The organism is Pandoraea captiosa (assembly GCF_902459775.1).
GTDB lineage: Bacteria > Pseudomonadota > Gammaproteobacteria > Burkholderiales > Burkholderiaceae > Pandoraea > Pandoraea captiosa.
In genome coordinates, this window is sequence record NZ_CABPSQ010000003.1 from 25,432 (window position 1) to 50,540 (window position 25,109).

28 protein-coding genes are annotated in these 25,109 nt (G+C 62.1%); 16 read left to right on the forward strand and 12 right to left on the reverse strand.

Annotated elements, in window-relative coordinates:
* Nucleotides 1-85 precede the first annotated feature (85 nt).
* On the reverse strand, nt 86-2,383 hold the full coding sequence (gene clpA, locus PCA31118_RS10640) for an ATP-dependent Clp protease ATP-binding subunit ClpA (protein WP_150625230.1): 2,298 nt from the start codon (nt 2,381-2,383) through the stop codon (nt 86-88).
* On the reverse strand, nt 2,380-2,694 hold the full coding sequence (gene clpS / locus PCA31118_RS10645; protein ID WP_010807118.1) for an ATP-dependent Clp protease adapter ClpS: 315 nt from the start codon (nt 2,692-2,694) through the stop codon (nt 2,380-2,382). Before clpS ends, clpA begins: the two co-directional genes overlap by 4 nt.
* Before the next feature lie 442 nt (nt 2,695-3,136).
* On the opposite strand from clpS, the gene cspD reads away from it, so the two are divergent.
* Nucleotides 3,137-3,343: a cold shock domain-containing protein CspD gene (gene cspD / locus PCA31118_RS10650; RefSeq protein WP_010807119.1), complete on the forward strand. Its 207-nt coding sequence runs from the start codon at nt 3,137-3,139 to the stop codon at nt 3,341-3,343.
* Between the two features lie 643 nt (nt 3,344-3,986).
* Here the strand turns inward: cspD and PCA31118_RS10655 are convergent.
* The 4 genes from PCA31118_RS10655 to PCA31118_RS10670 all read right to left on the reverse strand — a co-directional run bounded on the left by PCA31118_RS10655 (nt 3,987) and on the right by PCA31118_RS10670 (nt 7,324).
* A complete protein-coding gene (locus PCA31118_RS10655; RefSeq protein ID WP_150625231.1) occupies nt 3,987-4,301 on the reverse strand; it encodes a non-heme iron oxygenase ferredoxin subunit in 315 nt (104 codons plus the stop codon).
* A 30-nt stretch (nt 4,302-4,331) separates the two neighbouring features.
* Nucleotides 4,332-4,805, reverse strand: coding sequence for an aromatic-ring-hydroxylating dioxygenase subunit beta (locus PCA31118_RS10660; RefSeq protein ID WP_150625232.1), 474 nt, complete (start codon nt 4,803-4,805; stop codon nt 4,332-4,334).
* A gap of 21 nt (nt 4,806-4,826) precedes the next feature.
* Nucleotides 4,827-6,050 carry an aromatic ring-hydroxylating dioxygenase subunit alpha gene (locus PCA31118_RS10665; RefSeq protein WP_150625648.1) on the reverse strand — a complete coding sequence of 408 codons (1,224 nt, stop codon included), beginning with the start codon at nt 6,048-6,050 and terminating at the stop codon, nt 4,827-4,829.
* Between the two features lie 182 nt (nt 6,051-6,232).
* Nucleotides 6,233-7,324, reverse strand: coding sequence for a 2Fe-2S iron-sulfur cluster-binding protein (locus tag PCA31118_RS10670; RefSeq protein WP_150625233.1), 1,092 nt, complete (start codon nt 7,322-7,324; stop codon nt 6,233-6,235).
* A 194-nt stretch (nt 7,325-7,518) separates the two neighbouring features.
* On the opposite strand from PCA31118_RS10670, the gene PCA31118_RS10675 reads away from it, so the two are divergent.
* Nucleotides 7,519-8,457: a LysR family transcriptional regulator gene (locus PCA31118_RS10675; protein WP_150625234.1), complete on the forward strand. Its 939-nt coding sequence runs from the start codon at nt 7,519-7,521 to the stop codon at nt 8,455-8,457.
* Between the two features lie 63 nt (nt 8,458-8,520).
* Here PCA31118_RS10675 and PCA31118_RS10680 read toward each other — a convergent pair whose 3' ends face one another.
* Nucleotides 8,521-9,264, reverse strand: a complete 744-nt coding sequence (locus tag PCA31118_RS10680) for an SDR family oxidoreductase (RefSeq protein ID WP_150625235.1) — start codon at nt 9,262-9,264, stop codon at nt 8,521-8,523.
* Between the two features lie 108 nt (nt 9,265-9,372).
* Between PCA31118_RS10680 and PCA31118_RS10685 the strand changes: the two genes are divergently transcribed.
* On the forward strand, nt 9,373-10,296 hold the full coding sequence (locus PCA31118_RS10685; RefSeq protein ID WP_150625236.1) for a LysR family transcriptional regulator: 924 nt from the start codon (nt 9,373-9,375) through the stop codon (nt 10,294-10,296).
* Nucleotides 10,297-10,433: 137 nt separating this feature from the next.
* Nucleotides 10,434-10,862 carry a hypothetical protein gene (locus tag PCA31118_RS10690; protein ID WP_150625237.1) on the forward strand — a complete coding sequence of 143 codons (429 nt, stop codon included), beginning with the start codon at nt 10,434-10,436 and terminating at the stop codon, nt 10,860-10,862.
* A gap of 163 nt (nt 10,863-11,025) precedes the next feature.
* Here PCA31118_RS10690 and icd read toward each other — a convergent pair whose 3' ends face one another.
* Nucleotides 11,026-12,279 (reverse strand): NADP-dependent isocitrate dehydrogenase, encoded by a 1,254-nt coding sequence (gene icd, locus PCA31118_RS10695; protein ID WP_150625238.1) that lies wholly within the window; start codon nt 12,277-12,279, stop codon nt 11,026-11,028.
* Between the two features lie 307 nt (nt 12,280-12,586).
* Here icd and PCA31118_RS10700 point away from each other — a divergent pair, with 307 nt between their 5' ends.
* The 4 genes from PCA31118_RS10700 to PCA31118_RS10715 all read left to right on the forward strand — a co-directional run bounded on the left by PCA31118_RS10700 (nt 12,587) and on the right by PCA31118_RS10715 (nt 14,496).
* On the forward strand, nt 12,587-13,177 hold the full coding sequence (locus tag PCA31118_RS10700; RefSeq protein WP_150625239.1) for a pseudouridine synthase: 591 nt from the start codon (nt 12,587-12,589) through the stop codon (nt 13,175-13,177).
* A gap of 53 nt (nt 13,178-13,230) precedes the next feature.
* Complete coding sequence (locus PCA31118_RS10705) at nt 13,231-13,473, forward strand: hypothetical protein (protein WP_044456841.1); 243 nt, start codon at nt 13,231-13,233, stop codon at nt 13,471-13,473.
* 127 nt (nt 13,474-13,600) lie between these two features.
* Nucleotides 13,601-13,804, forward strand: coding sequence for a hypothetical protein (locus PCA31118_RS10710; protein ID WP_044456842.1), 204 nt, complete (start codon nt 13,601-13,603; stop codon nt 13,802-13,804).
* Nucleotides 13,805-14,085: 281 nt separating this feature from the next.
* Entirely contained in the window at nt 14,086-14,496 is a 411-nt protein-coding gene (locus PCA31118_RS10715) for a DUF192 domain-containing protein (RefSeq protein ID WP_150625649.1), read from the forward strand.
* 151 nt (nt 14,497-14,647) lie between these two features.
* Here the strand turns inward: PCA31118_RS10715 and PCA31118_RS10720 are convergent, their stop codons facing one another.
* The 3 genes from PCA31118_RS10720 to xseA all read right to left on the reverse strand — a co-directional run bounded on the left by PCA31118_RS10720 (nt 14,648) and on the right by xseA (nt 17,798).
* A complete protein-coding gene (locus PCA31118_RS10720) occupies nt 14,648-15,397 on the reverse strand; it encodes an HD-GYP domain-containing protein (RefSeq protein WP_150625240.1) in 750 nt (249 codons plus the stop codon).
* Between the two features lie 246 nt (nt 15,398-15,643).
* Nucleotides 15,644-16,222 carry a superoxide dismutase [Fe] gene (gene sodB, locus PCA31118_RS10725; RefSeq protein WP_039367328.1) on the reverse strand — a complete coding sequence of 193 codons (579 nt, stop codon included), beginning with the start codon at nt 16,220-16,222 and terminating at the stop codon, nt 15,644-15,646.
* Between the two features lie 202 nt (nt 16,223-16,424).
* A complete protein-coding gene (xseA, locus tag PCA31118_RS10730; RefSeq protein WP_150625241.1) occupies nt 16,425-17,798 on the reverse strand; it encodes an exodeoxyribonuclease VII large subunit in 1,374 nt (457 codons plus the stop codon).
* 448 nt (nt 17,799-18,246) lie between these two features.
* Between xseA and PCA31118_RS10735 the strand changes: the two genes are divergently transcribed.
* The 8 genes from PCA31118_RS10735 to PCA31118_RS10770 all read left to right on the forward strand — a co-directional run bounded on the left by PCA31118_RS10735 (nt 18,247) and on the right by PCA31118_RS10770 (nt 24,060).
* A complete protein-coding gene (locus PCA31118_RS10735) occupies nt 18,247-18,861 on the forward strand; it encodes a MotA/TolQ/ExbB proton channel family protein (protein ID WP_150625242.1) in 615 nt (204 codons plus the stop codon).
* A 15-nt stretch (nt 18,862-18,876) separates the two neighbouring features.
* Nucleotides 18,877-19,323: an ExbD/TolR family protein gene (locus PCA31118_RS10740; protein ID WP_150625243.1), complete on the forward strand. Its 447-nt coding sequence runs from the start codon at nt 18,877-18,879 to the stop codon at nt 19,321-19,323.
* Between the two features lie 50 nt (nt 19,324-19,373).
* Complete coding sequence (gene lpxK / locus PCA31118_RS10745; protein WP_425495355.1) at nt 19,374-20,390, forward strand: tetraacyldisaccharide 4'-kinase; 1,017 nt, start codon at nt 19,374-19,376, stop codon at nt 20,388-20,390.
* Nucleotides 20,371-20,577 carry a Trm112 family protein gene (locus PCA31118_RS10750; RefSeq protein WP_069341960.1) on the forward strand — a complete coding sequence of 69 codons (207 nt, stop codon included), beginning with the start codon at nt 20,371-20,373 and terminating at the stop codon, nt 20,575-20,577. The genes lpxK and PCA31118_RS10750 overlap by 20 nt, the downstream gene beginning before the upstream one ends.
* Nucleotides 20,578-20,584: 7 nt before the next feature.
* Nucleotides 20,585-21,376 carry a 3-deoxy-manno-octulosonate cytidylyltransferase gene (gene kdsB / locus PCA31118_RS10755; protein ID WP_150625245.1) on the forward strand — a complete coding sequence of 264 codons (792 nt, stop codon included), beginning with the start codon at nt 20,585-20,587 and terminating at the stop codon, nt 21,374-21,376.
* Between the two features lie 316 nt (nt 21,377-21,692).
* Nucleotides 21,693-22,358, forward strand: coding sequence for an adenylate kinase (gene adk, locus PCA31118_RS10760; RefSeq protein ID WP_150625246.1), 666 nt, complete (start codon nt 21,693-21,695; stop codon nt 22,356-22,358).
* A 197-nt stretch (nt 22,359-22,555) separates the two neighbouring features.
* Nucleotides 22,556-23,314 (forward strand): SDR family NAD(P)-dependent oxidoreductase, encoded by a 759-nt coding sequence (locus PCA31118_RS10765; protein WP_150625247.1) that lies wholly within the window; start codon nt 22,556-22,558, stop codon nt 23,312-23,314.
* Nucleotides 23,315-23,565: 251 nt separating this feature from the next.
* Nucleotides 23,566-24,060: an Mpo1 family 2-hydroxy fatty acid dioxygenase gene (locus PCA31118_RS10770; protein ID WP_174990425.1), complete on the forward strand. Its 495-nt coding sequence runs from the start codon at nt 23,566-23,568 to the stop codon at nt 24,058-24,060.
* A gap of 143 nt (nt 24,061-24,203) precedes the next feature.
* Here PCA31118_RS10770 and PCA31118_RS10775 read toward each other — a convergent pair whose 3' ends face one another.
* Nucleotides 24,204-25,070 carry a SirB1 family protein gene (locus PCA31118_RS10775; RefSeq protein ID WP_150625249.1) on the reverse strand — a complete coding sequence of 289 codons (867 nt, stop codon included), beginning with the start codon at nt 25,068-25,070 and terminating at the stop codon, nt 24,204-24,206.
* Between the last annotated feature and the right edge of the window lie 39 nt (nt 25,071-25,109).

Consider the following 25,109-nt stretch of genomic DNA (forward strand, 5'->3'; position numbering starts at 1 on the left):
CGCCGCCCCGGTCTCGACGGAGCACGGATGCAACGAAAAAGCGCCGCAAATGCGGCGCTTTTTCTTTAGGGCAATACCGGCTCGATCACTCGACTTCGGCGGCTTCCGGCTGTGCCTTGGTGTTGCCGTCCTCGGGGAAGGACAGTTGCACCTGATCGTGCTCGTCCAGGTCGACGCTCACGCGGCCTCCGCTGGTGAGGCGGCCGAACAGCAGTTCGTCTGCCAGCGCACGACGAATCGTGTCCTGGATCAAACGCTGCATCGGACGCGCGCCCATGAGCGGATCGAAACCCTTCTTCGACAGATACGTGCGCAGCTTGTCCGTGAAGACAACTTCGACCTTCTTCTCGTGCAGCTGATCTTCGAGCTGAATGAGGAACTTGTCGACCACGCGCAGAATAATCTGCTCGTCGAGCGGCTTGAAGCTGATGATCGCATCCAGACGGTTGCGGAATTCCGGCGTGAACATGCGCTTGATGTCGGCCATCTCGTCGCCGGCCTGACGCTCGTTCGTAAAGCCGATGCTCGCACGGTTGATCGTCTCGGCACCCGCGTTCGTCGTCATGATGATGATGACGTTACGGAAGTCTGCCTTGCGACCGTTGTTGTCCGTCAGCGTGCCGTGATCCATCACCTGGAGCAGCACGTTGAAGATGTCCGGATGCGCCTTCTCGATTTCGTCGAGCAACAGCACGCAATGCGGCTTTTTCGTGACAGCTTCGGTCAGCAAACCACCCTGGTCGAACCCCACATAGCCCGGCGGCGCGCCGATCAGACGGCTCACGGCATGGCGCTCCATGTACTCCGACATGTCGAACCGGATCAGCTCGATGCCGAGCGTGAACGCGAGTTGCTTCGCCACTTCGGTCTTGCCAACGCCGGTCGGGCCGGAGAACAGGAACGCACCAATCGGCTTGTCCGTCTTGCCCAGCCCGGCGCGCGACATCTTGATCGCTGCCGACAGGGCGTCGATGGCCGGATCCTGCCCGAACACCACGCTCTTGAGGTCGCGATCGAGCGTTTGCAACTTGCCGCGATCGTCCGCCGACACGCTTTGCGCCGGAATCCGGGCGATCTTCGAGACGATTTCCTCGATCTCGCCCTTGCCGATCGTCTTCTTCTGCTTGGATTTCGGCAGAATGCGTTGCGCGGCGCCCGCTTCATCGATCACGTCGATGGCCTTGTCCGGCAGATGGCGGTCGGTGATGAACTTCGCCGACAGTTCCGCCGCGGCCGAGAGCGCGCTCGACGAATACTTCACGCCGTGGTGCTCTTCGAAACGCGACTTCAGCCCGCGCAGAATCTGCACCGTCTGCTCGACGGTGGGCTCGTTCACGTCGATCTTCTGGAAACGGCGCGACAGCGCTGCGTCCTTCTCGAAGATGCCGCGATATTCGGTGAACGTCGTCGCGCCGATGCACTTGAGCTGCCCGGACGACAGTGCCGGCTTGAGCAGGTTCGAGGCGTCGAGCGTGCCGCCCGATGCGGCGCCCGCGCCGATCAGGGTATGAATTTCGTCGATGAACAGGATCGCGTTGTTGCGCTCCTTGAGTTCCTTGAGCACCGCCTTCAGACGCTGCTCGAAGTCACCGCGATACTTGGTACCGGCCAGCAGCGCACCCATATCCAGCGAGTAGACCGTTGCGTCCTGCAGGATCTCCGGGACTTCGCCACGCGTGACGCGCCAGGCGAGCCCTTCGGCGATCGCCGTCTTGCCCACACCGGCTTCGCCCACGAGCAACGGATTGTTCTTGCGGCGGCGGCACAGCACCTGCACCACGCGTTCGACTTCCGATTCGCGCCCGATGAGCGGATCGATCTTGCCGTCGCGCGCCATCTGGTTGAGGTTCTGCGTGTACTGCGCGAGCGGGCTTTCCTTGGTGTTCGCCCCCTCTTCCCCTTCGGCACTGCCCTCGCCGGCCTTGGCCGACTCGCCGGACGCACCGGTCTTGGTGATGCCGTGGGAGATGAAATTGACGACGTCCAGACGCGTCACGCCCTGCTGCTGCAGGTAGTAGACCGCGTGGGAATCCTTCTCGCCGAAGATGGCGACCAGCACGTTTGCGCCCGTGACTTCCTTCTTGCCGTTGGAAGTGGACTGCACGTGCATGATGGCGCGTTGGATCACGCGCTGAAAACCGAGCGTGGGCTGGGTGTCGACCTCGTCGCTGCCCGGCACCGTCGGTGTGTTGTCAGCGATGAAATTGCGCAGGTTCTGGCGCAAATCGTCGAGATTTGCCGCGCAGGCGCGCAATACTTCGGCTGCTGTCGGGTTATCCAACAAGGCGAGCAACAGGTGCTCGACCGTGATGAATTCGTGTCGTGCCTGGCGCGCTTCCATAAACGCCATGTGCAGGCTGACTTCCAATTCCTGGGCAATCATGCTTCCTCCATCACGCACTGCAGCGGGTGCCCGGACTGCCTTGCATGGCTAACGACTTGCTCAACTTTGGTCGCCGCGACGTCGCGCGTAAAGACCCCACAAACTCCCCTGCCCTCGCGATGAACCTTGAGCATGATCTGCGTGGCAGATTCCCGGTCCTTATTGAAATATTCCTGAATGACCATCACCACGAACTCCATCGGGGTGAAATCGTCGTTCAACAGTACCACCTTGTACATGGACGGCGGCTTGAGCTGCTGCTCCTGCCGCTCCTGTACGGTGTCGTCATGCGTTGTCGGTAAGGTTGCCATACGTGGATTCTAAACAACTCCCGGGTGCAGGAAGCAATCGGAGCTCCTATTGCCGCCTGCCGTCCGGTTCTCCACCGGAATGCCAACACTCGTCGTTCAGCGCGTGCGTTGTCCAGCAAGGCGCTGCAGCCCCGACCACCGGGGGTGCCACACCCATATGAGTCAGCTTAACCCAAATTTCAAGCCCGTGTCTCCGCACGGCTTATGCCCTCCCAGATATAAGGGTAAAACCTGATCGAACGTAAGTTCTATCGTTCAAAAAAGGGCTTGACACTGTTGGTAGTTAGCGAAAACAATCGACGTGGCGCTTTTCCTCTATAAGTGATTTAAAAGAAAAGATGCCTGGGTGAGCCTAAGAAGCCGCCGCCAGCCGGCGGGTTTTTCAGATGTGCTCGTTGTTGCGGTGATATGTAGTAGTCGTAATTGTTTAGGGGAAGTTTGTATGGCAACCGGTACGGTCAAATGGTTTAACGACGCCAAGGGTTTTGGTTTCATCACGCCGGATGAGGGTGGCGAAGATCTGTTCGCTCACTTCTCGGCGATCCAGATGAACGGCTTCAAGACCCTGAAGGAAGGTCAGAAGGTTCAGTTCGAGGTCGTACAAGGCCCGAAGGGCAAGCAGGCTTCGAACATCCAGGCAGCCGCCTGAGGTAGCGCCGTTCGACGCATTGAAAACCCGGCTCCGGCCGGGTTTTTTATTGCACTGCAACAACGCTTGTGAAAAGACGCACCGTTTTGGATCCGCTTTTGCATGCAAAAGGTGCGCAATTTTCCACTCCAGGGACGAATGTTTTCAGTATTAATCTGCGATTAATACCTTATAAAACTATATTCGTCGCAACAATCCACTCAGTTATTAAAATACTCCCGACTTTTGCTCGGCTGCGGAAATCAATTACGCATTTACCTTAATAGACTAAGTAATCCTACGCAGCGGACCGGCCGGCGATTTCCCGCAATACCGCGAGATAAGTGCCCGAAACGAATAAACTTTTAACGCTTTCCAAAGCATGGCACTCGTCATTTGCATCCCTCATCCGATGATCCGCTTGTTTCATCGTTGAATTTTCTGCATCGAACAATTCACCTCGTTTGTCGGCTCGCCCAAGGCTTCTCGCCACGCATTGGCACGCATGGCGGCCCGGCAGCCGCACGGCGGCACAGTCCATCGCTGCGCGGCGTACGCCTGCGCTGTCGTACAAACGCCACGGGCCGCCCAATGAAAACCCATCGGGCGGCCCGTTTGGACAGATTCCCCTAAAGTGAAGGATGCCGATGCCCCGGCGCGAGACTTACCCCAGATCTACGAACACCTTGTCGGCCTCGATACGGATAGGATAGGTTCTCACGGCTTCGGTCAACGGTGCGCACATGGCCGCCCCGGTCCGGACGTCGAATTTGCCCTGGTGCAGCGGGCACTCGATCTCGTGTCCGTCCAGAAACCCGTCGCACAGCCGTGCATTTCCATGGGTGCAGACGTTGTCCGTGGCGAACACTTCGCCGTCGACGCCGTACAGCGCGATGTCGCGTCCGCCGACGATCACGCCGATGACGTCGTCCTCGGGAATGGCGTCGCGCGACGCCGCCTCAATCCAGTTGCCGCTCATGATGTCCTCGTGTCGATCGTTAGCATGCTGTCAGATCGGGTAGATGAGCGAGTTGGGAATCATCTCGCTGTCGAAAATGCATTGGCGCGACGCGAACTTCCAGCCGTCGCCCGTGCGTTTGACGATGTCCAGATAGCGGCCGACGGACAGAATGTCCGTCAACTGATCCGGCTTTGTCCGGAACACCGCGTAATTCGCCTCAACGTGCAACGTGTCGTCATCCACCGCCCGGATGGACGGCAATCCGATCACGTGCCGCTGGTAGTACGGATCATGGAAAAGCGTGTCGCGAATGCCATAGATGCGGTCGCGCAGCATGCCTTTGCTCTCGAACGAAAGCGTGGCGAGGGGTAAGCCCATCTCGAAATTCTCGCGCGGCTGAATGCGGTAGACGCACTCGTCCAGAAAGAACTCGGGCCATGCATCCCATGCCTGCGTGTCGAGCGCCGCCGCGTAGGCGGCATTGAGTTCGACCACTGCCTGAAACGTTGCAAAATCCACCATCGAATCGTCTCCCCGGCGATCTCAAACGCCCATCACACGCCGCCAGTAGGCGTACATGCCGCGAATCAGCGTCTCAGTCACCATGTGCTCGGTGTTCTCCACCCCGGTGCCCCCCAACTCGGCCAACACCCGATGCCACGGCTTCTGCGCGAAGCCCTCCTGCGAGCACTCGATGGCCTCCCCGTCGTCTGCCGAGACAAAACCTGCCGGGCCGAACAGGTTGGCCTGACGCAGACGCCGCTGCGTCATTTCCTCGGTGTCGTCCTCGAAGCCGAAGTGTGTCCATACGAAGTCGAACGCGTTGTGACCGCGTGGCTGGATATGACGCGTCGATACGGAGTTGACCTGCTGCTGCAGGATGACGCTGGGAAAGAGGGTCATCAGAACCGCCGTCGGTCCCTTCCACCAATCTTCCTGCACGATGTCGAGAAATCGCATGTCGTTGAGCGACATCGATTCCTTGAAGCTCGACACGCCCGAGGTCACCTCGCCGCCGCCGCCCTGCCCCCGTGTGGACACCATGGCCGCGTGACGACCGTGGGCGTCCATCACCAGACGCGATTTGTTGTCCGCGCGCCAGAGGCCGAACGTGACGAACCACGTGTGCAGCAATCCCGGGTGGTACGGGTCCTTGATGTTTTCCTGCATCAGCTTCCAGTTGCCCGGAATCCGCTGCTTGTTGTAACCGAGCAGCTTGAGCTTGCGACCGTCGAACAGCCGGTCGAAATAGGCGCAGATATCCGGCCCGAGAAAGTCTTCGAGCGACTCGACCTCATGGTCGAACGACGCGAATATCACGCCCCCGCGCGTGGCCACCTTGAGCTTGGTCAGGCCATGCTCCTCCGGCTTGAAATCCTTCGGCATGCCGCCGTTGATCTTGCCGTCCTGCTTCACGCCGCGCCGAAACGGCACGCCTTGCAGGTTGCCTTTGAGGTCGTAGTTCCACTGGTGGTAGGGGCAATGGAAATCCGTGCGGTTGCCGCGCTTTTCGCGGCAGAATTTCATGCCACGGTGGGCGCACACGTTCTCGACCACGTTGATCTCGCCCGTGGCGTCGCGCGTCACGATCACGGAGCGCTCGCCGATGACCGTGCGCTTGAAGTCGCCCGGGTTCGGGACCTCGGCTTCCAGACCGACGTAATTCCAGTGATTGCGATAAAAACACTGCTCCAGCTCGCGCCGGTGCAGTTGCTCGTCGGTGTAGACCCGGAACGGGATCCGGCTCGAACCGTCCGTGGGCCAGATGTCCGACGGCGCTAAGGGGGGGCACGGTGCCGGCTCGACGGGATCGACGCCGGTCTGCGGTGTTGTGGTCACGATCGTCTCCTGATGAAAAAGTGGGGGGCCGACTAGCAAGGCGGTAGCGTTTCGAAATTGCCTGATCGGTCTGATCCGGCCGCTTGGACAACCCCGCCTGATCTGCCGGATCAAGCCGCCCTGGCGTAGAACGCGTCAGCGTAGATATGTGCGCCGTCGATGCCACGCTCACGCAGCAGGCGAGTGGCGGCCTCGACCATTGGCGGCGCACCGCACAGATAGGCACGCCAGCCAACCAGGGCATTCGGGGCAGCGAAGTCCGCATCGAGCGCTTCGGTGACATGGCCGCTGCGGAAGGTCGCTTCGGACGCGCTGCGCTGCCCCGGGGTGTCGAGCGTCGTCACGACATGCAGGCGAATACCGGCGCGGCGCGACGCCAGTTCGTGCAGCCACGCGAGGCCGTAGACGTCCGCCGCAGAGCGCGCACCGACGTAAATCTCGATGGGATTCGTCATGCCGTGCGCCAGCGCGCCGCGCACGATGGACAGCACGGGCGCCAGCCCGGTACCGCCGGCAACGCACAGCATCGGCCCGTCATGGCGCCTGCGGAGATACGACGTTCCCAACGGCCCGGACACCCGTACCGCATCGCCGACCTTGAGTTGCTCGTCCACGTAACCGGTCACAGCGCCGCCCGGCACGCGGCGTATGTGGAATTCGAGGGTGTCGTCGGCGTCGAGTCCGGCCATCGAGTACGGACGGATGTGAGCCGGGGTGAATTGCAGTGTCGCGTATTGGCCGGGGGAGAAGCTGAGCGGCTTGGCCGGCTTGAGTACCAGCCGCTTGATGTCGTGCGTCAGGGGTTCGATGGCCTGGACCGTCGCCTTGAGGATTCTGGCGGGATGCACAACGACTTCATCCACGTCCGGCAACACGATTTCACAGTCGCCATGGACGCTCGACTGACAGGCGAGCACGTAGCGCTGACGCTGCGCACCGGCCGGGGCGGACGACGTCGTTGGCGATGCGCCATCGTCGCCATCGTCGCCATCGTCGTGATCGTCGTGATCGTCGTGATGACGATATTCGACCCCTTCGGCTTCGCGTACGTCGCCCGACACGACACGGCAGCGGCAAGTGCCGCAGCGTCCGGACAGGCAACTGTACGAAATGGGAATCTGGCGGTCGGTGAGGACCTTGAGCAGGTTGTCGCCGGGCACAACCTCGAAGCGCTCGCCAAGCGGCTGCACGTGAACTTGCATGATGGGGATTGTCTCCGTTCTGGCGACACCTTCCGGGTGCCGCGCATGGCGTTAAGACGCCGTTTGCCAGCAGCATCGCGCAACCCTCGATATAAACCAATAGAATCTCGTTTATATGGCCTATAAAATTTCGTGATTTTGCAGCGACGGATGATGCCGATGCTGCCGAAGCCACCCACGTCTGCGGACTCGTTATGGACTTGCACGCCGTCGATTTGAACCTGCTGGTGGTTTTCCAGCATCTGTACAACGCAAGACGCGTTTCTCGTGTCGCGCAAACGCTAGGCGTTACGCAACCTGCGGTCAGCAACTCGCTGGCACGTCTGCGCAAGCTGTTCAACGACGAGCTGTTTATCCGCACATCGCGGGGCATGTTGCCCACGCCGATGGCCATCGAACTGGCCGAACCCGTGGCGGCTGCGCTCGATGCCTTGCACGGGGTGTTCAATCGCGAGCTGGCGTTCGACCCGGCGACGAGCCAGCGCGCGTTTCAGATCGCCATGACCGACATCGGCGAAGTGCACTTCCTGCCGAAACTGATGCACGCGCTGGGCGAGCGCGCGCCGGGCATTACGGTCAGCACGGTGCGCAATACGGCAGTCAACCTTCGCGAGGAGATGGCGGCCGGGCAGGTCGATCTGGCGATCGGCCACCTGCCGGACCTGACGACGGAGTTTTTCCAGCGGCGGCTGTTCCGCCAGAAATACGTGTGCATGTTTCGCCCCGGGCATCCGCTCGATCGCACGGCGCGATCCGCGGGCTCGCGCAAGCCGACGGCCCGCCCAATGACGCGCGAAGACTTCGAGCGTGCGGAGCAGGTGATGGTGGTGGCCGCGGGCACCGGGCACGGGCAAGTGGATGACTTCATGGCGCGCGCGCATGTCCAACGCAACATACGGCTACGCGTGCCGCATTTCGTCGCGCTTGCCGACATTCTGCACGCGACCGATCTCATCGCCACCGTGACGGAGAAGTTCGCGCAACGCAGCGCCCGGCACTTCGGACTGCGCTACGTCGATCATCCGATCGATCTCCCCGACGTGCAGATCAATCTGTTCTGGCACGCGCGGTTTCACCGCGAGCCGGGGAGTCAATGGATGCGAGCGTTATTGTTCGACTTGTTTTCGGAGTGACGCGAACGCAGGCATGGCGCCATGTACCGCGCGTGTCCGCCTCGCTCGCTGAAGGTCGGCGCGTTACGCGTTGAAGCCGCCGTCGATCGTCAGGCTGGCGCCCGTGACGAAACCGGCGGCATCGCTGGCGAGATAGGCGACCATTCCCGCGATTTCTTCCGGACGGCCGTGACGCTTGATCGCCATGAGGTCGTGCATCGCTCCGGCAAACTCGCCGGCAGCCGGGTTCATGTCGGTGTTCGTCGGTCCCGGTTGCACATTGTTGACGGTAATCCCGCGAGGGCCGAGGTCGCGAGCCATGCCTTTGACCAGACCGACGAGCGCCGACTTGGTCATCGCGTACGTGGCGAAATCGGGGAACGGCACGCGCTCGGCGTTGCACGAACCGATGTTGATGATGCGACCACCCTCGCCCATGTGCGTGAGCGCCGCCTTCGACGCGACGAACACGGCACGCACGTTGACATTGAGCATGCGCTCGAACTCTTGCAGTTCGAGCTCGGCGATGTTGCCCATCGAGAAGACCCCTGCGTTGTTCACCAGAATGTCGACCTTGCCGAATTCACGTGCCGCGTCGTCCACCGCGCGCGTGAGAGCCTGGGCGTCGGCGACGTCGGCTTGCAGCGCGAGCGCGCGCCCGCCTGCGTTTCGGATGCGCGCGACCAGCGTTTCCGCCGCCGCCTTCGATCCGTTGTAGGTGAAAGCGACGGCTGCGCCGTCGTCGGCAAACCGTTGCACGATGGCCGCGCCGATACCGCGCGATCCACCCGTCACGAATGCCACCTTGCCTTGAAAGTTCGTTGCCATGATCTTGCTCCACTGGGTTAGGAAGTGAAGCCAGTATCGGCGCCGAATTGCATTGCAACTAGACCATAATAGCGATCATCACTTTCAACCCATTGGAACAGATGACGTATGGATGCCCTCCATCTGATCGAATCGTTTGTGCTCAGCGCGCGTGCCGGGAGCTTTTCGGCGGCCGCGCGTCGGCTGGGCATGACACCGGCCGCCGTCAGCAAGAATGTGGCGCGTCTGGAAGCGCAGCTCGGGTTGCGATTGTTTCACCGCAGCACGCGCAGCCTCACGCTGACGGCGGGCGGCGAGCGCTTTCTGCTCGACGTGGACGGGCCGTTTGCCGCCTTGACGGATGCCTTCTCGCGGGCGGCCGAGCGCGAAGGCGCGCCCTCGGGCACATTGAAAGTCAGCATGGCGCATTCGTTCGGGCGACAGTATCTGCTGCCGATGCTCGGCGACTTTCAGGCGCGATATCCGGACATCGTGCCGGACTGGCGATTCGATAACCGCAGCGTGGATGTCGTGGGCGAAGGGTTCGACGCCGCGATCGGCGGTGGCATCGAGCTTACGCAAGGCGTGATTGCTCGCCGACTCGCACCGACGTATGCCGTGATGTGCGCGTCGGCCACCTACATGGCGGGGCGCGAGATGCCCCGGCACCCCTCCGACCTGGCGAGCCTCGATGCCATCATGCGGCGCTCCGGCGTATCCGGTCGCCTGCGCGCCTGGAACCTTTGCCATGTCACGGGTGAACGGGTCAACGTCGAGGCACGCACGCGCATGATTTTCGACGACCCGGAGGCGATGGCGCACGCGGTCGCGCTCGGCTACGGCCTCGCCCTGTTGCCCATGCCGCACGCAGCGCCAATGCTCGCGGACGGACGCATTGTGCGGCTGCTGCCGGACTGGTTCGACGAATACGGCGGCGTGTTCATCTACTACCCCAACAAGAAGCAGTTGCCGCTACGCACCCGGGTGTTCGTCGATCATGTGGCGCAGGCGTTCGAGCAGCAACGGCTCGCGGCACGCTTCGACTGGCGATGAGTTGACGACGCGACAACGCAATCCCCGCTCCTTGCGTTGTTCCCGTCCGTGCACTGTAATGAAAGCGGATAATCGGCACGGGACCAGGGAGCGAGAACGCCGCTGTGCCGGTTGAACAGGGGGGTGGGAGATCCGCCATGGATACCACCGCAGCCACCGTGCGGGCCGCAGTGTTCGCCGTTTGCGTGCTTGGCGCTGCCGCCGCAGGCGCGCGTCCGCCATTCCCGCCGGACACCATCGAGGTCGAAGCCGCGGTCGGTCAGAAGATATCGATCTGGGAACAGAGCAACTACAACGCGTTGTGTCGAGACCTCGGCACACCGACCTTCGAACTGGACTCGAAGCCGGCGTTGGGCGAAGTCACGCCAGAGTGGATCACCTACACGGTGCCCATCGGCCAGCGCTGCGAGCAAATGAAGTTCTCGGGAATGATCGTCTGGTATCAGGCCGGTCCGGTGCCGGGGACGGATGAAGTCGTCTGGACCGTCGGATTCCCTCGCGAGTTCGGCAGTCGCACCCCCACCACCGGCGAGCATCGCGTAACGACGAAGATTGTCATCCGTTAGCGCTCTTTCGCCTGCGCCCCGGCGTCATGCCGCGACAGCCCAACCCGCCGTGCCTGCGAAAAACCCCGGCAAGCCTTGCCATACCGGGGTCGCTTCGAATACCGGGGTCGCTTCGAAATCGAGGCGACCCCGAGTCGTCAACCCGGGGCAATGCCCTCGTGCGTCACATATTCGCGATCATCACGTCGCCAAATCCGGAGCACGACACTTGCGTGGCGCCCTCCATCAGGCGAGCGAAGTCGTATGTCACCTTCTTCGAGAGGATCGATTTTTCCATCGACGCGATGATCAGATCCGCCGCTTCCGTCCACCCCATGTGACGCAGCATCATTTCCGCCGACAGAATTTCGGATCCCGGATTGACGTAGTCCTTACCGGCGTACTTCGGCGCGGTGCCGTGCGTCGCTTCGAACATGGCCACCGAGTCGGAAAGGTTCGCGCCGGGTGCAATGCCGATGCCACCGACCTGCGCGGCGAGCGCATCGGAGATGTAGTCCCCGTTCAGATTCAGCGTGGCGATGACGTCGTACTCCGCCGGTCGCAACAGAATTTGCTGAAGGAATGCGTCCGCAATCGAATCCTTGATGGTGATCTCCTTGCCCGTCTTCGGATTCTTCACCTTGCACCAGGGACCGCCGTCGATCTCCGTTGCCGAGAATTCCTTCTTCGCGAGTTCATACCCCCAGTCGCGGAACGCGCCTTCGGTGAACTTCATGATATTGCCCTTGTGCACGAGCGTGACCGTATCGCGGTTGTTGTCGATCGCATACTGAATCGCCTTGCGTACGAGGCGCTCCGTGCCCTCGCGCGAGACCGGCTTCACGCCGATGCCCGACGTCTGGGGGAAACGGATCTTGCTCACCCCCATCTCGTTTTGCAGGAACGCGATCAGCTTTTTGGCACCGGCAGATTCGGCTTCCCATTCAATGCCGGCGTAAATGTCCTCCGAGTTTTCCCGGAAGATCACCATATTGATCTTCTCGGGCTGACGCACCGGCGAGGGCACGCCCTTGAAGTACTGCACCGGACGCAGACAGACGTACAGATCGAGTTGCTGACGCAGCGCCACATTGAGCGACCGGATACCGCCGCCCACCGGTGTCGTGAGCGGTCCCTTTATCGAGACCACGTAGTCCTTCACGACCTGAAGCGTTTCGTCCGGCAACCAGACGTCCGGCCCGTAGACACGCGTCGATTTTTCGCCGGCATAGATTTCCATCCAGCTGATCTTGCGCTTGCCGCTGTACGCTTTCTCCACCGCGGCATCGACGACCCGAAGCATCACCGGCGTAATGTCGACGCCCGTGCCGTCGCCTTCGATATACGGAATGATCGGATTGTCCGGCACGTTCAGCGAGAAATCCTTGTTGACGGTGATCTTCTCGCCTGCCGGGATCTTGATGTGCTGATACGACATGGTGGAACTCCAATGGTGTGGATCCGATGACGGGCATCGGATGGCGTGAGTCGGATAGCGTAAGTTGGATAGGTTAGGTTCGTTAGCGCAAGTCGGACGTGAGCTGGATCCCTTGAGTCGGCGATCAGTCGGCAATCTCGGGGCAGCGTGAGCATTTCAGACGTTACCGCTGCGCACAGCGCAGCCCTATTGTAGTCACACACGCCTGACGATGGTGTGACACGCCCTCATGTCTTATATAAGACATAAGACTGGTGTTTTGGATTATGCATTAACATGTCGGCGCTGACTAGATTCTCTGCCCGGTATGACACTTCTCGCACTCAACAAACCTTTCGGCACCATCTGCCAGTTCTCTGCGCATCCGACACGCCCCACGCTTGCCGAATGCATCGATCTGCCAGACGTCTACCCGGCAGGTCGTCTCGATGCCGACAGCGAGGGCCTCTTGTTGCTCACCGACGACGGACGGCTTCAGGCACGCATTGCGGAGCCGGAGCGAAAGCTGCCCAAAACGTATTGGGCGCAGGTAGAAGGCGAATACGACGACACCGCGCTCGCACGCCTTCGCGCCGGGCTCGATTTGGGCGACTTCGTCACGCTGCCGTGCGAAGCGCGCGTCATTGCGGAGCCGACGCAGCTCTGGGAGCGTCATCCACCGATCCGCTATCGCGCGAGCATTCCAACGCACTGGCTGGAAATCAAGCTCGTCGAAGGCAAAAACCGTCAGGTGCGGCGCATGACGGCCGCGGTCGGCAAGCCGACCCTTCGACTCGTGCGCGTAGCCATCGGCCCGGTCGACATCTTTTCGCTGAACCTCGGTCCCGGCCAGTGGTGCGAACTACCGCAACAAATACTTACACTTTCCGGTCAACGCAGTCGCCGTTCGCCTCGTTGAGGGAACAGGTGCGCAACATACGCACCACCAAACTGAAACGAGGAAACCAAGTCATGAACAAACTGCTGCTCGCACTGACCGCCGGCCTGATCGTGTCCGGTGCCGCGATGGCCCAATCTTCGGCGCCCGCAACGGCGCCTGTCGCCCCGGCGGCGCCTGCGGCAGCAGCGCCTGCTACGGCGGCACCGGCGGCCGATCACGCCGCACCGGCGAAGAAGTCCACCAAGCAAAAGAAGCATCACCACAAGAAGTCCGGCAAGAAGGCTAGCCAGCCGCCGGTCGGTAACAAGCCGTAATACTTGCTGTCGTAAAAATCCGCGAGTGAGGTGTCAACCGATGTCCTGAACGGACGTTAAAGGAGATGACTCACTTCGCGGGTCAACGAGTACACCACCCAAACATCGAGCTCCAAAGAGGAATCTCATGAAAAAACTGATCGCTGCCCTGGTCGCTGGCCTGTTCGCAACTGGCGTGTTCGCCCAAGCTTCGGCTCCGGCCGCTGACGCCGCTGCTCCGGCCGCTGCAAGCAAGCCGGCTGCCAAGAAGTCGAAGTCGCACAAGAAGTCGACCAAGAAGTCGGCCAAGAAGGCCTCCGCTGCTGAAGCTCCGGCTGCTGCAAGCAAGTAAGTACCGCGTCGCGCAGCCCGCCTGCGCAACGGACGGTAACAAGCAGGTTGCTCGCGCAACCTGCTTTTTTTTCGTCCCGCAGCTACAATGACCCGCGACTTGGGGGCCAGCGTCGTCGCGCTGCGCTGCGGTGGTTTCGCGCGCTTCAATAGGCTTTCGTCCGCGCCTGACGCCTCCCGCTGTCGCTCCTCCGACCTTCCCAGGAGTCATTCGTGATCCGGATTTCACGTCAACTGGCCGCACTCGCCGCCAGCGCAACGTTCACCAGCATCGCCGCCTTCATGGCCTTCGTCCCGGCCAGCGCGGGTGCGCAAATCAAGCAGCCCGGGGAGTTCCCGACGGTTCAGCTCTCAGCCGGCATGTATCTCATCAAGGCTGAAGTCGCCGCAAACGAGAAGGACCGCGAACAGGGTCTGATGTATCGCAAGAGCATGCCCGCCAACGCCGGCATGCTGTTCGTGTTCGAGCAAAGCGCCGGGCATTGCTTCTGGATGAAGAATACCGACTTGCCGCTGTCCATCGCGTTTCTTGCCGACGACGGCACGATCGTCAACATCGAAGACATGGCGCCGCAGACCGAAGACAACCACTGCCCGCGTGCCGCAGTTCGATACGCACTCGAAATGAATCAGGGCTGGTTCAGGAGCAAGAACATCAAAGCCGGCGCGAAGATTTCGGGTCTGCCGCGCTGATCGACAGCCGCTGACGTTGACCGCTGACGTCGACCGTCGACCGTTGACCGTTGATGTTGCCCCGTATTGCGGACTGGCGTTGCGTGCACGACGCCCGCCGTCGAGATTGGCCGCGCCGCGCTCGATTTGATCTGACGAAACCGGATCGAGCTCAGTGCGCGCCGCTCGATATTTCCAGCGCGCCGATCAGCGAGTGCTCGAGAAAAGCATCGAGCAACCACGGATCGAAGTGACGCCCGCGCTCTGCCAGCATTGCCGCCACAATCTGTGCGGGACTCAGCGCCGCGCGATAGGGGCGATGACTGGCGAGCGCGTCGAAGACGTCGACCAACGCGACAATGCGGCCCGCCAACGGAATGCGATTGCCCGACAGCCCGTACGGATAGCCGCGACCGTCGAACCGTTCGTGATGTGTGCGCGCCACGGTGGCGGCCAGCTCGCATGCCGCGCCGCCAATCGCATTCAACATGTCACCGCCCAATTGCGGATGCATCCGCATCATCTGCATTTCTTCGGGCGACAACTTGCCCGGCTTGTCCAATATCGCATTCGGAATACAGAGCTTGCCGGTGTCGTGCAACGCCGCAGCGAGCCCGAGCGCCTGCGACTCGATGCCGGACATGCCCAGCGCCTGCGCGAAACGCCACGCGAGCGCGCCCACTCGCCACATATGCGTTGCGGTGCCACCGCGCTTGGTCTCGGCCAGACGGAAGAGTGTCCACGCCGCGGGCGGCAAACTGCGCATGAGACGGGCGTCGGCCAGCCAGGCACGACGCGAGGCGCCGTGCGATATCTCGACAGAAGGCGTGGCCAACGTGTTCGCGGTATTCGAGGTATTCGAGGTATTGGCAGCGAGGCAACGCGTGGAGGCGGCAAAGCACGGTGGCGCAGGGTCTAGCATTTCGGTGTCCGATGAGTTTGAAGCGCTCACTCTAACGAGACCCTCATGCGCGGACGTTGATGCGGATCAAGCGGGCCGCAAACGCCCGCGATCCGGCAACCGCTGAAAAAACGAAAAGCCCACTGCACGCAGTGGGCTTTCGTCTTGCCGGTGTCGCCAGACGCTCGGGTTGGGCGCCTGACGTTACCCTTCGGCGACGGGTTGCCGAAGTCGACCGCTATCGGCCGGCAATTCCGGGCGTTTCGATTACGCGAAGTTCTTCGCGGCGAATTCCCAGTTGACCAGGTTCCAGAATGCCTCGACGAACTTCGGACGGGCATTGCGGTAGTCGATGTAGTACGCGTGTTCCCACACGTCGATCGTGATCAGCGGCTTGTCGGCGCCGGTCAGCGGCGTGGCAGCGTTGCTGGTGTTCACGATGTCGACCGAACCGTCGGCCTTCTTCACGAGCCACGTCCAGCCCGAACCGAAGTTACCCACGGCCGACTTCGAGAACGTTTCCTTGAAAGCGTCGAACGAGCCGAACTTGGCGTCGATTGCCTTGGCCAGATCGCCGGTCGGTGCACCGCCGCCCTTCGGCGACAGCGTGTTCCAGAAGAAGGTGTGGTTCCACACCTGCGCTGCGTTGTTGAACACGCCGCCCGACGACTTCTTGATGATGTCTTCGAGGCTGGCGTTTTCGAATTCGGTGCCCTTGATCAGGTTGTTCAAGTTGGTCACATAGGCTTGGTGGTGCTTGCCGTAGTGATACTCCATCGTTTCCTTGGAGATGGTCGGCGCCAGTGCATCGATGGCGTACGGCAGTTCAGGGAGCTTGTGTTCCATGGCAATTGTCCTTTGTGCTCTGAGGGGAACCCGATTTTGCGTTATCCGGAGCCATCGATTCTAGGGCAGATGCGAAAACCCCGCAAACCCAATGGGTACTTGGTTTTCCGCAATCTGCCCGAGAAATGTGACGATTGTTTGCCGATCCCGGCTAATCGACGCACGATGCCCGCGATTCGTCACGTTTGGCTAACCGGGCCGCCTAAAAAGTATCGTCAAGCCTGACCTGAACGTCACCAATGCCCACATCCGCCGCGCCGTCGGCCAGATGCATCGTGACCTGCTGACCGCGCTGCAATTTTCGCGGGTCGCGCAGCGGCTGCCCTTTCGCATCGAGCACTGCGGCATAGCCGCGTTGTAACGTACGTCGGGGATTGAGCAGCTCCAGTTGCGCGGTGGCATCGGCCAGACGTTGTGTCGAGCGCTCGGCGCGGCGGGACATTGCCGTCTGCAGACGCTGCGAGAGCAAGGCGACACGCTCATGTTGCGACGCGACATCCGGCACGGCTCGCGCGAGCCGCAGTCGCAGCATCTCGAAGCGGCTGCGACGCTGCGCGAGCGGCCGCTCGAGCGCGTGCCGCATACGATCGGCAAGATGCGCGAGCGCCGTGCGCTGACGCGCCAGTCGCTCGCGAGGCGATACCAGTCCGCGCGACAGGCTGTCGAGTTGCTGCGCGCGCTGCTCCAGCGCGCGTCGCATGGCGCGGATCAGTCGCTGATGCTCCCGGTCCACTTCACGCAGACACTCGTCGCGCGCCGCCGTGATCAGTTCGGCAGCCGCCGTGGGCGTGGGCGCGCGCACGTCTGCCACGAAGTCGGCAATCGTGAAATCGGTTTCGTGACCGACCCCGGACACGACCGGTAATTCGCTGCGAGCAATCGCCTGGGCAAGCACTTCCTCGTTGAACGCCCACAAGTCTTCGATGGAACCGCCGCCGCGACAAAGCAGGATCGTGTCCACTTCGCCCCGAGCGTTGGCGGTGTCGAGGGCTGCCGCCAATCGGGCCGCTGCATCGGCGCCCTGCACCGGTGCGGGATAGACGACGATCGAGATATGCGGCGCGCGGCGAGCCAACGTCGTGAGCACGTCTCGCAGCGCAGCCGCCTGCAACGACGTGACGACCCCCACCCGTCGGGCATAACGCGGCAAGGGGCGCTTGCGCTCGGCATCGAACAGGCCCGCCGCGGCCAGCTTCTCTTTCAGACGCAGGAACGCTTCATACAGATTGCCCTGACCGGCGCGGCGGATCGCTTCGACGTTGAGCTGCACCTCGCCGCGAGGCACGTACATCGAGAGCAACGCACGGACTTCGACCCGGTCCCCTTCCCTGGGCGAGAAATCAGCATGTTGCGCACGGCCGCGGAACATCACGCAGCGCATCTGCGCCTGCGCGTCCTTGATCGAGAAATACCAATGACCGCTGGCCGCACGCGTGAAGTTGGAGATCTCGCCGCTGACCCATGCCAGCGGGAAGCTGCGCTCCAATACGCCGGCAACGGCTTTGTTCAAATCCGAAACACTGAGTACGCGATCCGCGCCACCAGTGGGACGGGCGTCGTCGAAAGATAGGTTCATGCGTGTGCGCTGACGAAAAACTGTCCACAGGACCGCTAATTTAAGGGTTTTCGCGCCCGCACGCCTTGTATTTCCTACGCCACAGAGACAAACCCTTGATTTAACAGGCTTTACAGAGGGCATCCCGCGTGGCGGAAGCCGTAATTTCGAGGCGGACGCCGAGATATATCGTCCGCTGGGGACATGTGCACATAGTTATCCACAGGCCGATGGAAAAGTCCTGGGATTTGTGAGCTTGCGGCGGTGTTCATTTCTGAAACCGCTCATTGCCCATTTTTTAATCACGAACCAAAAAGTTCCGTTGTGTCAAAGAGTTGCTCGACGTATCCAAAGGTTGTCCACATCCTTGTGCTCGGTGGATGTGGAAAACGGTGCTTGCCCATCCCCCCCCTGCACGCTACAGTTCGGACTCGTTTGCCCATCCCCCGCAACAAGCAAGAGGTCGTCTTTGTTCGCCGTCATCCAGGCCGCCGGCTGGCCCATCTGGCCACTTCTCATCGCATCCGTCATCGCCCTCGCCCTGATTGTCGAGCGCGCCCTTTCGCTGCGCCGTGCGCGCGTGCTGCCGGGCGGTGTGCTCGAAAACGCGATTACGCTCGCGCGTCGCGGCACCGCCAAGCAGGACGCCACGGAAGCGCTCTCGCGCGGCTCCATGCTAGGCCGGGTGCTCGCGACCGGTGTCCGTTACGTCGCCCACAATCCGCAGGGGCCGCGCGAAGGGGCGAAAGAGGCACTCGAAGAGACGGGGCGCGCCGTCGCCCACGAACTGGAGCGGTTCCTGCCGGCGCTGGGCACCATTGCGTCCGTGGCGCCGCTGATGGGACTGTTCGGTACGGTCGTCGGCATGATCGAGATCTTCGGGGCACAAGACGCTACCGGCACCGACCCGGCGCAACTGGCCCACGGCATTTCGGTCGCGCTCTACAACACCGGCTTTGGTCTGATGATCGCGATTCCGGCGATGATCTTCTATCGCTACTACCGCACGCGCGTCGACGCGTTCCTCGTCGAACTGGAAACGCAAGCGGTCCATTTTCTCGATGCCACGCTGCCGCGGCACTGATCCGAGCGACATACGATGAATTTCCGTCGAGGTCTCTCCACACGCGACGAGCCGGAGATCAATCTGATTCCGCTGATCGACGTGCTGCTCGTCATTCTGATCTTCCTGATGGTCACGACGACTTACACGCGCTACACCGCGCTGAAGGTCAACCTGCCGACGGCCGATGCCGAGAAGGCGGTGGTGCCGCCCCGCCAGATCGTCGTCTCCGTGGGCGCCGACGGCAGCTACGCGATCGACCGCCATTCGCTTGCGCAACGCGACGTCGCGAGCCTGACGGCGGCACTGCGTCAGGCGGCCGGACCCGCAAACACCGGCGCCGAGCCGCCGGTCATCATCATCAACGCGGACGCCAAAAGCTCGCACCAGTCGGTCATCAATGTGATGGAAGCGGCGCGTGAAGCGGGGTTGTCGCGACTGACGTTCGCGGCACGCTCCACGACGGCCCAACCGAGCCGATGACCGACTTCTCACGCCCCGACAAGGTGAGCGGCGCGCGGGCGCGCGCGCTGGTGCCGCGTCTTTCCGGATCGCTGGTCCACTGGGTCACCGCACAGTGGCAACGCAGAGGCGTGCTTGCCTGGGCGCTTTGGCCGCTCTCATGGGCATTCGCAGCGACGGCTGCGTGGCGTCGGTGGTGTTTTCGCCAGGGCTGGAGACGGTCGACTCGCCTGCCGGTGCCCGTCGTCATTGTGGGCAATCTCACCGTGGGCGGCACCGGCAAGACACCGACCGTCATCGCACTGGTCGGCGCCCTGCGTCAACACGGCTACACGCCCGGCGTGCTCTCGCGCGGCTATGGCGCAAAGTTGTCGCAGCCGACCCAGGTCGCCGTGACGGCGCGTCCGGAGGATACGGGTGACGAACCGCTGCTGATCGCCAAACGCACCGGTGCGCCCGTGTGGGTGTGGCCGTCGCGGGTCGAAGGTGGCCGGGCATTGCTCGCCGCGCATCCGGCATGCGATGTCATCGTGTGCGACGACGGCCTTCAGCATTACGCACTGGCCCGGGATGTCGAGATTGCCGTGTTCGATCACCGGCTGGGCGGTAACGGCTTTCTCTTGCCCGCCGGTCCGTTGCGCGAACCGCTGTCGCGCGAGCGAGACGCCAACCTCATCAACGATCCTTATGGGAGAACCCTGCCGGAGTGGCCCCACACGTGGCGATTGACACTCACGCTAGGTGACGCGTGGTGCGTTAGCCAGCCCTCGCTCACGCGGCCGTTGTCGCACTTTGCAGGCAAGCGTGTACTCGCCGCCGCGGGCATCGGTGCACCGGAACGGTTCTTCGCCGCGTTACGGGCGGCGGGGCTGCAAATCGAGACGCTGGCATTGCCCGATCATTACGACTTTGCAACGAATCCGTTTGATGGCGTGGCAGCCGACGCCATCCTGATCACGGAAAAGGATGCAGTAAAATGCGTCTCCTGGTCCGACCCGCGTGTGTGGGCCGTACCCGCCGAGGCGGCGCTCGATGCGCGCCTCGTATCACTGGTAGTGGAGAAATTGCGTGGACAACCGACTGTTTGAGATTCTCGTCTGCCCGTTGTGCAAGGGCCCGCTGGAGCTGGATAAGAAAGCGCAGGAGCTGATTTGCCATGCAGACAAGCTCGCGTACCCGATCCGCGACGGCATTCCGGTCATGCTGGCCGATGAGGCGCGTCAGTCTGTCGAAGGCACGCCGGTCCCGCTGAACGACGACAAGTCCGCATCGTGAGCCAATTGTGAGTCAATCGAAAGCCGCCATCGATTTTGTCGCCGTGGTGCCTGCGCGTCTGGCGTCGACACGGTTGCCCAACAAGCCGCTCGCCGACATCGGCGGCAAGCCGATGGTCGTGTGGGTCGCCGAGCGCGCCCGTGAGTCGGGCGCTAGTCAGGTCGTCGTGGCCACTGACGCCCAAAGCGTGGTCGATGCCGTCGCGGCGCATGGTTTCGATGTTGTCCTCACGCGCGCCGACCACCCCACCGGCACCGACCGTCTGGCCGAAGTCGCCGTGCAGCAAGGCTGGTCCGACGACACGATCGTCGTCAATGTGCAGGGCGACGAACCGCTGATCGATCCGCGCCTGGTGCATGCCGTTGCCGCACATCTGGCCGAGCACCCCGAATGCGCGCTGTCGACGGCAGCACATCCAATTACCGACAACGCGGAGATTTTCTCTCCCAATGTCGTCAAGGTAGTTCTCGACGCCCACAGCCGCGCCCTCTATTTCTCTCGCGCGCCCATTCCGTGGTCACGTGACGCGTGGTCGGCCGGCATCGCAAACGCTGCGACCCTGCCACCGACCACGACACCGATTTTCCGCCACATCGGCCTGTACGCTTACCGCGCCCAGTTTTTGCGTAGCTATCCGAGCCTGCCGCAGGCGCCCATCGAAACTGCCGAATCGCTGGAGCAACTGCGGGCGCTTTGGCATGGCGAGCGGATCGCCGTACTCGTGACCGACGATGCGCCGCTGCCCGGCGTCGACACGGCCGCCGATCTCGAACGTGTGCGCGCCTTACTGAAAAACTGAGGGTCAATACCGTACGCGATTCGCCGCGTGAGGACGGTTCGGCCTATCCGAACCGCGTGGCGAACGTGTCCCGGAATTCGCAACGGCGCGACACCGGCAAGTCTGCAAAACGCCGCCGGGCGGGCACGTCGTGGCATAATCGCTCTGATTCTCGCGAGCAGACCCCCGGTCGCGCGCGTCGCGCCCTGCCGAGCGCGTCGTCTGCGCGCAGCGCAGTTGCCCGGTCATCGGACCCGCAACCGCCGCAAAGTACCGGGGACGCAAACTCCTGCCGCACGCACAGCATTCACAAATCACAAACTTTCAGGAGTCATCGATGCGTCTGATTTTGTTGGGGGCACCCGGGGCCGGCAAGGGCACCCAAGCAACTTTCATCAAAGAAAAATTCGGCATCCCGCAAATCTCGACCGGCGACATGCTGCGCGCCGCGATCAAGGAAGGCACCCAACTCGGCCTCGAAGCCAAGCGTTTCATGGACGCGGGCGATCTGGTGCCGGACGCCGTGATCATCGGCATGGTCAAGGAACGCCTGACGGCCGACGACTGCAAGAACGGCTATCTCTTCGACGGTTTCCCGCGCACCATTGCGCAAGCGGAAGCGATGAAGGAAGCCGGCGTCGCGATCGACTTCGTGCTCGAAATCGACGTGCCGTTCGATGAAATCATCACCCGCATGAGCGGTCGCCGCACCCACCCGGCATCGGGTCGTACGTATCACGTCAAGTTCAACCCGCCGAAGGTCGAAGGCGTTGACGACGTTACGGGCGAACCGCTCGTGCAGCGCGAAGACGACAAGGAAGAGACCGTCAAGAAGCGCCTCGCCGTGTACGAATCGCAAACCAAGCCGCTGGTGGCCTATTATTCGGATTGGGCCAAGCATGGCAGCCCGGGCGCGATCGTCCCCGCCCCCCAATATCGCAAGATTTCGGGTCAGGGCAGCGTCGAGGACATTCGCGCACGCGCGTTCGACGCGTTGAAGTAAGGCGGTCTTTCGCCGTTCCACGGCGCTCTCGGCCGGTGAGACGATGCCACGCATCGATCCGGCCAACGTGGTTCAGCGCCGACGCAGATGCATATGCGACGGTGCGAGGTGGTGGCGAAGCCAATGCAGCCAATGCAGCCAATGAAAAGGCGGCCAGTTCACACTGGGCCGCCTTTTTTGCCGAAGGAGGATGACGCATGGAAATTCAGGGCAATGTGTTTCTGATCACCGGTGGCGCCTCGGGGCTCGGTGCCGCCGCTGCGCGCTGGCTCGCAGGCCTCGGCGCGAAAGTGGTGCTCGCCGATGTGAATGTCGATGAAGGCGAGACACTTGCCGAGAAGCTGGGCGGCAAGTTCGTCAAGTGCGACGTTACGCAAGAGACCGATGGCAAGGCCGCCGTGGCCGCAGCGCAGTCGCTCGGCACGCTGCGCGGTCTCGTGAATTGCGCGGGCATCGCCATCGGCAGCAAGACCGTGGGACGCGACGGCCCGCATCCGCTCGACGCGTTCGCTCGCGTCATTCAGATCAATCTGATCGGCACCTTCAACATGGTCCGTCTCGCGGCCAGCGCCATGAGTCAGGCGGAACCGAACGGCGAAGGCGAGCGCGGTGTGATCGTCAATACGGCATCGGTCGCCGCGTTCGACGGCCAGATGGGACAAGCCGCCTATGCCGCATCGAAAGGTGGCGTGGCGAGCCTGACGCTGCCGGTCGCCCGCGATTTGTCGCGCAGCGGCATCCGCGTCATGACCATTGCACCGGGCATTTTCGAGACACCCATGATGCTCGGCATGCCCGCCGACGTGCAGGCCTCGCTCGGCCAGATGGTCCCCTTCCCGCCCCGGTTGGGCCGACCCGCTGAGTACGCGATGCTCGTAGAGCAGATCGTGCGCAATCCGATGCTCAACGGCGAAGTCATTCGGCTGGATGGCGCGATCCGGATGCAACCGAAGTAACATTCGCGTGCCTCGCGAGCCCTAATCAGCCCTAACAGGCCCCAACAAGCCCTAACAAGCACTAACAAGCACTCGCACACGGCAATGGCACAGCGCCCGGACCGTTTGCCGCACCGCAACAAACCGTGACGCCGAGTGTGACTACAATGGAATGCCGACCGCACCTCGCGGTCGGCATAGACACCGGTTTTCACGATCTCGACCCGGTGCCCAGACGTTCCCCCCGTCGTCCCCCGAGGCAGGAGGCTGGCATGAAATCACTGGCGCAACAGATGTCGTTCTACCAGCGCTATCACCGCAGTCCCAAGAATCGTCTGACCCATTTCTTCGGCGTTCCCATGATCATTCTTGCCGTGATGCAGGCATTTTCTTGGGTGCCGCTCGGCCCCAGCGGCCTGAATGCGACGCATGTGATCGTGCTGGTCCTGCTCATGTACTACTTCCTGCTCGACGTTCCGCTCGCCCTGGCGATGACCGCGTTCTTCGCCGTGATGCTCGCCGTCACGCAGCATCTGGCGAAACTGCCCTTGCCGTGGGCGCTGGCCGCGTTCGGGGTCTTGTTCGTCGGCGGCTGGATCGTGCAACTGGTCGGTCATCATTTCGAAGGCCGCAAGCCGGCACTGCTGGACAACGTCTTTCAGATCTTCATTGCCCCGATGTTCCTAATGGCCGAAGTCTTCTTCCACTTCGGCTACAAGCCTGGCCTTCAGCGGGAAGTGCAGGAGTTGTCGATGCAGTCGGCGTAGCCCGTTCGTCGGCGAACGTCGGCCGTCGCTGGTCGACGCTGGAAAAGAAACGCCAGCCCATGACGAGGGCTGGCGTTTTTCATGACGCTGTCGAATCGTTAGGCGCCAACGTCGCGGCAGTAAAGCACGATCTAGAGCGCAGCTTACCCGTGACCGCCGGGCCGGCGGCTCAAGTCGTCGAGCACCTGCCGTATGGCATCGGCATCCTCCGCGTCCGGACGCTTGCTCAGGTAAAGCTCGAGATCGTCCTGCGCGGGGCGGACCAACCCCAGCCGAGCGTACGCCAATCCGCGATCCCGCTTTTCCACCGGCTGGTCGGGCAGCACGAGCACCATGCGCTCCTGCACCGCCAGCAAGCGCTCCCATCGTTCGTTTTGTGTATAGATGGCACGCAGGTTGCGAAGCATCCGCGCCAGGATTTCGCGCGGCGTGGCAGGCTCCAGAAACGGATGCAACAAGGCCCACAGGGCCAGTTCCTGAATCGGTTCGGCGCTCTCGTCGCGATAGTGTTTCAAATACGGCTCGACCATTTCGAGCAAGCGCTGGGGCGAGAGCGAATTGCCGGAAATCGGATCGATGACGACGTCACCCGCCGGCACGGCGAGCCTGAGCAGAAAATGCCCGGGGAACGACAAGCCGCGCAACGGCAACCCGATCTGATGGCCGATCTCCATGCACAGGACGGCCAGCGATATCGGAATGCCCCGGCGCCGGTCCAGCACGACATGCAGATGGCTGTTGTCCGGGTCGTAGTAATCGTTCTGATTGACCGTGAACCCGAGTTCACGGAAGAAGAAGTGGTCGAGCAGTTGCAGCTTCTGCAATGGCCCGGCATCCGGCGGCAGGCGCTTGGCCAGACGCGCGGCGAGCGCGTCGATCTGGGTCAGCGTGTCCTGCACGTCGAGATCGGGATAGACGTCCTGTGCGATGGCAATGGCCGCTTCGGTCAACGGCAGACCGTCGTCGGAGGCAACCAGCGCAGCAAAGTACTCGAGAATTCGATTCGCCATGCGGTATCCGTGAATTCCGCCGCGTCACCTGAGCGCTTC